This is a genomic window from Nocardiopsis endophytica (assembly GCF_027706725.1).
Lineage (GTDB): Bacteria > Actinomycetota > Actinomycetes > Streptosporangiales > Streptosporangiaceae > Nocardiopsis_A > Nocardiopsis_A endophytica.
This window is the reverse complement of sequence record NZ_JAQFWQ010000179.1, coordinates 1-9,372: the sequence shown is the minus strand read 5'-3', so window position 1 is coordinate 9,372 and position 9,372 is coordinate 1. Positions and strand designations below refer to the sequence as shown.

Annotated in this window: 6 protein-coding genes; 4 read left to right on the top strand and 2 right to left on the bottom strand. The window is 75.7% G+C overall.

The features are described 5' to 3' along the window. Positions 1-778: 778 nt before the first annotated feature. Positions 779-3,259: an alpha-amylase family glycosyl hydrolase gene (locus tag O4J56_RS31345; RefSeq protein ID WP_270690812.1), complete on the bottom strand. Its 2,481-nt coding sequence runs from the start codon at positions 3,257-3,259 to the stop codon at positions 779-781. A 159-nt stretch (positions 3,260-3,418) separates the two neighbouring features. Between O4J56_RS31345 and aroQ the strand changes: the two genes are divergently transcribed. Then, positions 3,419-3,886 (top strand): type II 3-dehydroquinate dehydratase, encoded by a 468-nt coding sequence (gene aroQ / locus O4J56_RS31340; protein WP_270690810.1) that lies wholly within the window; start codon positions 3,419-3,421, stop codon positions 3,884-3,886. Between the two features lie 207 nt (positions 3,887-4,093). Beyond that, complete coding sequence (gene pstS / locus O4J56_RS31335) at positions 4,094-5,227, top strand: phosphate ABC transporter substrate-binding protein PstS (protein ID WP_270690808.1); 1,134 nt, start codon at positions 4,094-4,096, stop codon at positions 5,225-5,227. A gap of 499 nt (positions 5,228-5,726) precedes the next feature. Here pstS and O4J56_RS31330 read toward each other — a convergent pair whose 3' ends face one another. Continuing rightward, a complete protein-coding gene (locus O4J56_RS31330; RefSeq protein ID WP_270690807.1) occupies positions 5,727-7,391 on the bottom strand; it encodes a glycosyl transferase family 2 in 1,665 nt (554 codons plus the stop codon). Positions 7,392-7,855: 464 nt separating this feature from the next. Here O4J56_RS31330 and O4J56_RS31325 point away from each other — a divergent pair, with 464 nt between their 5' ends. Both O4J56_RS31325 and O4J56_RS31320 read left to right on the top strand, forming a co-directional pair. Continuing rightward, positions 7,856-8,233 carry an Rv3235 family protein gene (locus O4J56_RS31325; RefSeq protein ID WP_270690805.1) on the top strand — a complete coding sequence of 126 codons (378 nt, stop codon included), beginning with the start codon at positions 7,856-7,858 and terminating at the stop codon, positions 8,231-8,233. A gap of 232 nt (positions 8,234-8,465) precedes the next feature. Beyond that, a complete protein-coding gene (locus O4J56_RS31320; RefSeq protein ID WP_270690804.1) occupies positions 8,466-9,332 on the top strand; it encodes a glycerophosphodiester phosphodiesterase in 867 nt (288 codons plus the stop codon). The last annotated feature ends 40 nt before the right edge of the window (positions 9,333-9,372 follow it).

The following is a 9,372-nucleotide window of genomic DNA, read 5'->3' as shown; positions in this document are numbered from 1 at the left end:
CGAACACGGGCCACCACCGCCCCACCCGGCCGCGCCGCCCACCCGCACCGCGAGGAACCCGCCGCCCGGGCGGGGTCCTGAAGTGGGGTACCTGCCCAGCCGCTCACCCGGACCGCGAGGAACCCGCCGCCCGGCAAGCTTGGCCGGGGAACCGCCCCGCTCGCTCCGTCGCCGCCCATCACGGCGACCACGCACACGCCGGACAGCCGACGACGCTGCGTCAAGGGCCGCTGACCTGCGTCGTCGCCGCCTCCTACCTGGCACTCCGCCGACCTGACGGACGGCCGGAGCCCGGAGCGGGGGACCTGCCCAGCCGCCGCCTACCCGGACCGCGAGAGGCCCACCGCCCGGCAGGCACGGCCCGGGAACCGCCCCGCTCTCACCGTCGCCGCCCAATACGGCAACCACGCACACGCCGGACAGCCGACGACGCTGCGCCAAGGGCCGCTGACCTGCGTCGTCGCCGCCCTCCACCCGACCCCCCGTGGCCCGCCGCCCGGCCGCAGACCGCAAGCGGGGTACCAGCTGGGCCGCCCGCTCACCCGGACCGCGAGGGGAACGCCGACCTGGACCACCGCGCGCCCTGGAGCGGGGCGGGCCCGCCGAGCAGCAGCAACCACCCACCCACGGACGGTGGGGATGAAACCCGAACCCCCCGAACACCAAGAAGCGCAGCGCACGGGAGAACAGGCCTTCACCACCCAACGCAGCGACCGCGCACACGCCGGGAGCCCGACGGCCGGGGAGCAGCTGCGTTCGCCCTCGCCCGGTCCTCTGCTCACTCCCTCCGTTCCAGCAGGGCCACCGGGTACTGGGCCAGCAGGTCCCCCAACCTCGGGGCCGCTGAGCGGCAGCCTCCCGGGGTCTCCACCTCGCGGCCGCTCAGCAGGTCCCTCCACCGACCCGGGCCCGACGGGAGGGGGAGGACCGTGTCACCCCATCCGCCCTCCGCCTCCAGGCCGACCGGGAGCCGTGTCGCCACGGCCGCGACCGCGCCGCCGGGCCCGCGGGCGAAGGCGACCGCATGGCCCGCCGCCCCGCCCTCGGCGCGCAGCGGCAGGTACCCGCGCAGGTCCCTGCGGCGGCGCAGGCGCAGCGCCTGGCGGACCACGTGCATCTTCGCCTCGCCCGACGCGTCCACCGGGGGCCGCCTGCCCGACTCCAGTCGTTCGAGCACCACCTCCCGGGCGGTGAAATCGACCGGCCGCCGATTGTCCGGGTCGACCAGCGACATGTCCCACAGCTCCGTGCCCTGGTACACGTCCGGCACCCCCGGCATGAGCAGCTGCACCAGCTTCTGCCCCAGCGCGTTGCTCCACCCGTGCGCCCTGATCCGGGCCACGAACCCCTCCACCGAGCAGGCGATGCGCCCGTCCGACATCACCCGCTCCGGCCAGGCCCGCACCTCCTCCTCGAACGCCGGGTCCGGGTCGGTCCAGGACGTGGCCAGCTTCGCCTCCCGCGCCGCCTTCAGCAGGTGGTCGCGCAGACGGGCAGCGCTGATCGGCCACGCCCCCACAAGCGTCTGCCAGGCGAGCAGGTTCAGCGACGGCTCGCTCAGCCCGCACCGCCCGGTCCCCTCGCGCACCAGGTCCGCGAAGGCGTCGGGGACCTCGGCGATCACCGCCAGGCGCGCCCGCACGTCCTCCGACCGCTTGGTGTCGTGCGTGGACAGCGTGGTCATCGCGCGCGGGTGCGAGGCCTCCCGCCGGGCCTGGGCCGCGTGGAAGGCGTCCACGGACACCCCGAACTCCGACGGGTCCCCGCCGACCTCGTTGAGCGCGATGAACCGTGTCGCCCGGTAGAAGGCGGTGTCCTCAACCCCCTTGGCCATCACCATCCCGCTGGTCTGCTGGATCCGCACCGCGGCCTCGCCGCCGGGATCGGCACGGACGGCGGCGTCGATCCGGTCCACCTCCGCGGCCGCGTCCGGGGTGCCGCCCCAGGCGCCTTCCCCCGCGCCCTCGCCGGTGGGCTCGCCGGCGCGCTTCCGGGCGCGCCGCACCGCCTGCGCCCAGCGCCCCTCACCTTCAGGCAGGTAGGTGCGGTACGCGGGGAAGGCCGCGAGAAGTTCGGCCACCGCACGGACCGTGGCGGGCGAAGGCCCATCCGGGGCGTCGCGCCTGTCCGGAGCACCGCGCCCGTCCGCGTCGCCGCGCCCGTCCTCGCCGTCGCTCCCGCCCTCGCCGTCGCGCCGGCCGACGCGGTCGACCACCTCCGCGATCCGGCGCGTCTCGGCGGCCAGCACCTCCATGGCCGCTCGGCGCTTGCACTCCTCCTCCACCGGCCCCGGCTCCCCGGGCGCGCCCAGCTCCTCTGCGAGGCGGGTGAGCGGCGCCTCCCCCGCCGGGTCGATGAACACCCCGCACACCTCGCGCAGGGCGTCGTAGCCGGTGGTGCCCTCGACCGGCCAGGTCTGCGGCGGGTCCTCCCCCGGTGCCAGGATCTTCTCCACCGCGATCCACCCGTCGAAACGCCCCCGCAGCCGGCGCAGGTAGCCCCCGGGGTCGGCCAGCCCGTCGGGGTGGTCCACCCGCAGCCCGGTGACCTCCCCCTCCTCGGCCCAGCGCAGCACCTCACGGTGCACCCGCTCGAACACCCACGGGTCCTCCACCCGCAGCGCCGCCAGGTCGGACACGTCGAAGAACCGCCGGTAGGACATGGCCTCGCGGGAGCGGCGCCAGGACACCAGGCGGTAGTGCTGGGCCCCGTGCACGCGCGCCGGGTCCGACCGGTCCCCCTCCGGCGCCGTCCCCGGCGCCACCGGATAGCGGCGCCCGTCCAGCTCCAGGGCGCCGTCGCGCAGCTCCAGCCGTCCGAGGGCGGCGGCCCCGCCGTCGCCGTCGTCGGGCAGCACCGGCAGCTCCAGCGGGCCGCGGCGCCAGTCGATGTCGAAGCAGCGGGCGTGCGCGGCGCCGGGCCCGTCCCGCAGGACCTCCCACCACCAGGCGTTGGCCTCGGGCACGGCCACCGACATGTGGTTGGGCACGATGTCCACCACCAGTCCCAGCCCCAGGGCCCGGAGCCGGGCGGCCAGCGCCGCGCGCGCCTCCTCCCCGCCCAGGTCGGGGCAGACCCGCCGGGGGTCGGTCCAGTCGTAGCCGTGGGTGGAGCCGGGTGCCGCCAGCAGCGGGGCGGTGTACAGCGCGCCCACGCCCAGCCGGTGCAGGTAGGGGGCCGTTTCGGCGGCATCGCGAAGGCCGCCCGCCGGACGCATCTGCAGGCGGTAGGTGGACGACGGCGCCGTGTGCGTGCTCATCGCACTCCTTCGTGCCCGCACGCGCGCCCCCGGTAACCGTCCGTGCCGCCCCGCGGCTAGGCTGGCCGCACCGGCCGACCCCGTCGGCCCCAGCCCGAGGTACGGCGCGGGCGCCCGGCGCCCGCCGCCCGTCCGCCCCGACGCACGGAAGGCCGCCCGTTGCCCGACGCATCCGACCGCCCGACCGTCCTGCTGCTGAACGGCCCCAACCTGAACCTGCTGGGCCGCCGGGACCCCGCCCACTACGGCTCCACCACGCTGGCCGACATCGAGCGCCGCGTCACCGACCTCGGCGCCGAGCTGGGGGCGCGGGTGCGCTGTGCGCAGAGCAACCACGAGGGCGAGCTGGTCGACCTGGTGCACGGGGCGGCCGGGCTCGACGGCATCGTCATCAACCCGGGCGCCTTCGCCCACTACAGCATCGCCCTGCGCGACGCGGTGGACGCGGTGGACACCCCCTGCGTCGAGGTGCACATCTCCAACGTGTACGCGCGCGAGGAGTTCCGGCACACCTCGGTCACCGCGCCGGTCATGCAGGGTTACATCGCCGGGTGCGGGGTAGTCGGCTACGAGCTGGGCCTGCGGGCGGTCCTCGCGCGCGCCGCCGAGGCGGCGAACGCGCGATGACCTGCGTAGGGACCGGGTGAGCCCTTCCCCACACCGGCCCGGTTCGGCAGCACGCGCCACCAGTTGTTAAATTCTTCGACGTCGTTCGTTCAGCCGCGCCCGTGCACCGTGCTCGGGGCCGCCCGGCGGGCCGTACCGTGCCCGGAGGGGGCGGCCGCCGGGACGCCGCCCCGCCGAGGCGCCCACCAGGGGGAGAACAGCACAGCCATGCGCATGCGCCCGTCCACCCGCCGCGCCTGCCTCGCGGCCGCCGCCACGGGGGCCCTCGCCCTCTCCGCGGCGTGCGGCAGTGACAACGCCGTGCGCGGCAACAACCCGATCCCCGTCCCCGACGACCTGGCCTGCTTCGAGGGGACCCTGGACGGGTCGGGCTCCAGCGCCCAGGAGAACGCGATGACCACGTGGATCGCGGGCTACCAGACGGCGTGCCAGGACTCGCTGGTCTTCTACGACGCGATCGGCTCGGGCGGCGGGCGCAGCCAGTTCCTCGACAGCGCCGTGGCCTTCGCCGGGACCGACGCGGCGCTGGACCCCAAGGAGCAGGAGGAGGCGGTGGCGCGCTGCGACTCCTCCTCGGCGGTGAACATCCCCGCCTACGTGGTCCCGATCGCGGTGGTGTTCAACCTTGAGGGCGTGGACGAGCTGAACCTCTCGCCCGACACCATCGCGGGCATCTTCAAGGGCGACATCACGAAGTGGAACGCCCCGGAGATCGCCGAGTACAACCCGGACGCCGACCTGCCGGACACGGCCATCACCCCGGTGTCGCGCTCGGACGAGTCCGGCACCACCGAGAACTTCACCGAGTACCTGCACAGCGCCGCCGGGGACGTGTGGACCTACGAGCCCGGCGGCCAGTGGCCGCTGCCCCCGGCCGAGGCCGCGCAGGGCAACAGCGGCATCGCCGAGGCGGTGGCCGGGGGGAACGGCACCATCGGCTACGTGGAGGCCTCGCACGTGGGGCACATGTCGGCGGCCCGCGTGGGCGTCGGCGACGAGTTCGTGGAGCTGTCCCCGGAGTCGGCGGCCAAGGTGGTGGCCGAGGCCCCCAGGCGCGAGGGGGCGGGCCGCTATGACTACGCGCTGGAGCTGGACTACGGCACGACCGAGTCGGGCGTGTACCCGATCGTGCTGGTCAGCTACCAGGTGGCGTGCCTGGACTACGAGGACCCCGATCAGGGCGAGCGCGTGCGGGACTTCCTCGCCTACGTGATCAGCCCGGAGGGGCAGCAGGCGGCCTCCGACGAGACCGGCTCTGCGCCGCTGCCCGAGGAGATCCGCACGGACCTGCAGGCGACGCTGGACGCGATCAACACGGGCGCGGGCGAGTCGACCTCGTGAGGCGCGTGGCGCCCGGTTCGGCTGACCGACTGACGACCTGACCGTTCGACGAGCGCGGGCACGGCCCCGGGTCTGTGGCTGCGTCCAGGCCCGGGTCTGCGCTCAGGACGCCTCGCCGCCCGCGTCCCGGCGGGCGGTCGGCGCGGCACCGGCCACCACGCCCCCTGCGTCGTTGATCTCGGGATATGGGCCCTTGAAAGCGGCCCTCAAGCTTTGGGTTTTCGGTGTGTGGGGGCACGGGCCGCTCGCCCCAGGGCGGGTCGGTGCTCCTCTGCCACGGCCCCGGGAGCACCAGCGGCACCGGCAATGACCCGCCAGGCGAGCCGCCGCTGTCGCCACCTGGGCGCCCGTGACCACGGAGCTCACCGGCCACCGCCCTGGCCGGGGGAGGACACCGGCAACCCAGGACGTGCGACAGCCCGGAAGCGTTCCTCCCGAGATCGACGCCGAGCGCACCCGACTGTCGGCGCGCCTCCTCAACCGCCGTGGCGGGCCGCGCTCAACGCATGAACCGCAGCGGGGCCGTGCAGGCGCTCGCGCAGGCGCGGGCCGCCCTGGCGACGGACGCGCGCGCGGCCGCGACCAGCGAACGGATCCGCCCGTCCCCCGCGTCCTCTCCATCGCGGTCACCATCGCCGTCGCCCTCGTCGTGCTCGTCGTTCTCGTCGTCCCGTCGGAGGCCGTCCGCCGTCCCGCCGTCCTTCTGGCGCCAGGGGCGGGTGTCCGTGTCCTCCGCCCCGTCCCCGTACGCCTCCGGCTCGGCGTTCCCGCCCCCGGTCCGCAGGGGTTCCGAGCGGTAGTGGCACGCCTCGGGGTCGGTGAGGTCCACCAGCGCGCCCTCCCCGGCCTGGATGCGGTAGCGGCCGTACACCTCCGCGACGGCGTCGGCCAGCCGCTCCCCCTCGCACCGCTCCCGCAGGGCACGGGCCAGCGCGCGCGTGCGCCACAGCCGGACCCCGGCGCCGGGCGTGGGCGCCGACTCGGGGACCAGTTCGACGACTCCGGCGTGCGCGCGCTCGGCGCGGTCGGTCAGCAGCCCCAGCGTGTCGGGGGACAGCCCCCACGCCACGGGGAGCTGCAGCAGGTAGGGCGAGGGGAAGCCGGTCCGGGGCGGGTCGGGGACGAACCGCACCCGCGCGTCGGCGAGGTAGGCGGCCTGGACCAGGCGCAGCTCCAGCAGCGCCTCCTCGGAGACGCGCTCCCCCTCCCAGTCGGCGACCAGGTCGACGCCGATGTCGGGCTCGCCCGCGTCCAGGAGGCGGTCGACGCACCCGCGCACCATGTCGTAGTCGGCGCCGCCGATGTCGACGACCGCGCGCACGCGGGGCGGGCGGCTCCGCCCCTCGTCCGGGGCGGGCAGTGCGGTCCCGGCCGCGCCCGTCGACCAGGCGGGCGCGTCGCGGTCGGGCAGGAAGAGGGCCCCGGCGGTCCAGAGGCGGTCGGCCAGTTCCGCCTCGCCGACCGGGTCCTCTCCGGCGGCGGCCCGGTACAGGGCGGTGCGCACGGCGCAGGCCGAGCGGGTGAAGGCGCGGCGGGCGCGGTCGTCGGCCTCGGCGAGGTCGCCGGTGGCGTCCAGCAGGGCGTCGCGGTCGGCGCAGGCGCCCTCGCCGCCCAGGGTGTCGGCCATGTCGCCGGATAGGGCCATGACCGCCACGTCGGCGGGGTCGACGAGGACGTCGCGGGCGCTGAGCACGTCGGCGAGGGTGACGCAGTCGGGGCGCATGTGGTGCCAGCGCGCGTGCGCCTCGGCGTAGAAGGGGTCGACGAGCATGCCGGCGTCGAGCCAGCAGATGATGTCGCCCTCGGCGAGGCGGGCGGCCAGGGCGCACGCGGACGCGGCCCCCGTCCCGGCGGGGACGCGTTCGACGCGGACGCTCCCGCCCGGGTCCTCGGGCAGGGCGACGTCGTCGGCGGCGATGACGAGGACCTCGTGCAGGTGCGCGGGGTAGGTCTGCACGGACAGCGCCGCGAGCGTCAGGTCCAGGCGCTCGCCGCCCAGGGCGGTGACGACGGTGCTGACGGCCAGGCGCGGCGTCCAGCACCCGGGATCGGGCGGGTGGAGGCCGGTCCAGTCGTTGCGGTAGACCCGCGCTGGGCCCCGCCGGCCACTTTCGGCGGGGCGCACACCGGCGGGATGCGACTCGGAGTGGCGATGCGGCAACACATAGTCACTATACCGGCACGGAGCGTCATATTCGCAGAAGGCACGGAAGACATGCCCCGATTCCCGCCCATTCGCTTCCGGGAGGGCCTCCCCCGCCGCATTCGCCCCGCCCGTCCGCCATACCCGGAAGGCCCCATCCCACCGCGGGTCGGGGCCCCGCCGCCGGACACCCGACGACAGACCCGACGGTCGAGCAGGCCCGGTCGAGGGCACGCCCACGGGGCCGCGCCTTCCGATCCGCTCCACCCTGGAAACCCGCCCCGCCCGACCGAAGGCCCTCTTCGGCCGGGCGGTCTCCGCCGTTTCGGACGGCCATTGCAGGACGCTGGCGACGCACGGGCGGAAGTCGCGCAAAAAGCTGGAATTCCACGTGGCAACGGGCGGTGTCCGCGCCCTCTGTATAGGTGACGGGCGCGGCGCCGCGCCGCCTCCCCGCTCCCGTCGGTGCCCGAGAGGAGCCGGAATTGCCACGTCCGCACCCGCCCCGGCGTCCGTCCGCGATTCGCCACCACCGCATCCAGGGCGCCTGGTCGCGCCACCAGGCAGCCCGGCTGGCCCAGCTCACCGCCGAGGTCCTTGCCGGAGAACGCGCAGCCCTGCAGGTGGAGCCCCTCCTCGAACCGAGGCCGTTCTCGATGCTCTGCCGGAGGGCGGGCGCCTTCCGCGGGCGCACCCGGCCGAGGGTGGTGCGCACATGGGTGCACCCGCAGGGCCCGTCCGCGGCCGAGGTGGCGGCCCTGATCGGCTGCGGCCGGCGCCACCGCGTCCTGGCCTTCCGCGTCGCACGCAAGGACGGGATGTGGGTGTGCACCGACTTGGAGACCGACGTCGGCAAGAGTTAGAAGGCGCGCGGAAAGGCCGGCACTCGGCGTTGATCTCGGGAGAAACGACGCTTCCGGGCCGCGTTTAGGGGCGCATTTCCCGAGATCAACGGCGCAGGGGCGGCGCGTGCCTCGAAGCGCGCCGCCCGTCCCCGGCCATGCCCACACCGCTTCTTCCGTGTTCGCCTCCCCGGGCGGGGACCGTCGCCGGGCGGTGGTGCCCGTGTCGCCGCCGAACGGCATACTGCAGGGTGTGAACCACCGCTACCTCGACCTCCCCGCCCCCATCGGTCTGGCCCACCGGGGCGGGTGGCTCCGGGACGCCTCCGGGAACGTGCGCACCGAGCTGGAGAACACCGCGGCCGCCTTCCAGCACGCGGTCGACCTGGGCTACCGCTACCTGGAGACCGATGTGCACGCCACCCGCGACGGCGTGCTCGTGGCCTTCCACGACGACACCCTCGACCGCGCCACCGACCGCGAGGGGGCCATCGCCGACCTCCCCTACGCCGAGGTCGGGCGCGCGCGGGTGGGCGGCAGCGAGCCGGTCCCGGTGATGGAGGAGCTCCTGGACGCCTGGCCCCGGGCGCGCTTCAACATCGACGTCAAGTCCGACGCCGCCGTCGAGCCCCTCGCCGACGTGCTGCGCCGCACCGGCGCCTGGGACCGCGTCTGCCTGGGCTCCTTCGACCAGCGCCGCCTGGACCGGGTCCGGCGGCTCGTGGGCCCCCGCGTCGCCACCTCCTGCGGCCCCGTCGACGTCGCCCGCCTGCGCGTCGCCTCGCTCCAGGCCGTCCTGCGCCCGCTCGCCCGCCGCGGCGTGCAGGCGGTGCAGATCCCCACCCGCATGCACGGCTTCCCCGTGCTCAGCCGCGACCTGATCGCCACGGCCCACCGGCTGGGCATGCAGGTGCACGTGTGGACCGTCAACGACACCGGCGTCATGGAGCGCCTCCTCGACGCCGGGGTGGACGGCATCGTCACCGACAACACCACCGGGCTGCGCGACGTCCTGGCCGCCCGCGGCGCCTGGCCCCCGCCGCCCGGCGGGGACGCCACCGGGCCCACCTCCCCCACCGCCCCCGTCGCCGCCGACCAGGACGGACCCCGCACCAGATGACCACCGCCTCCCCCGCGCCCGCCCCCGGCAACGCCCCCTC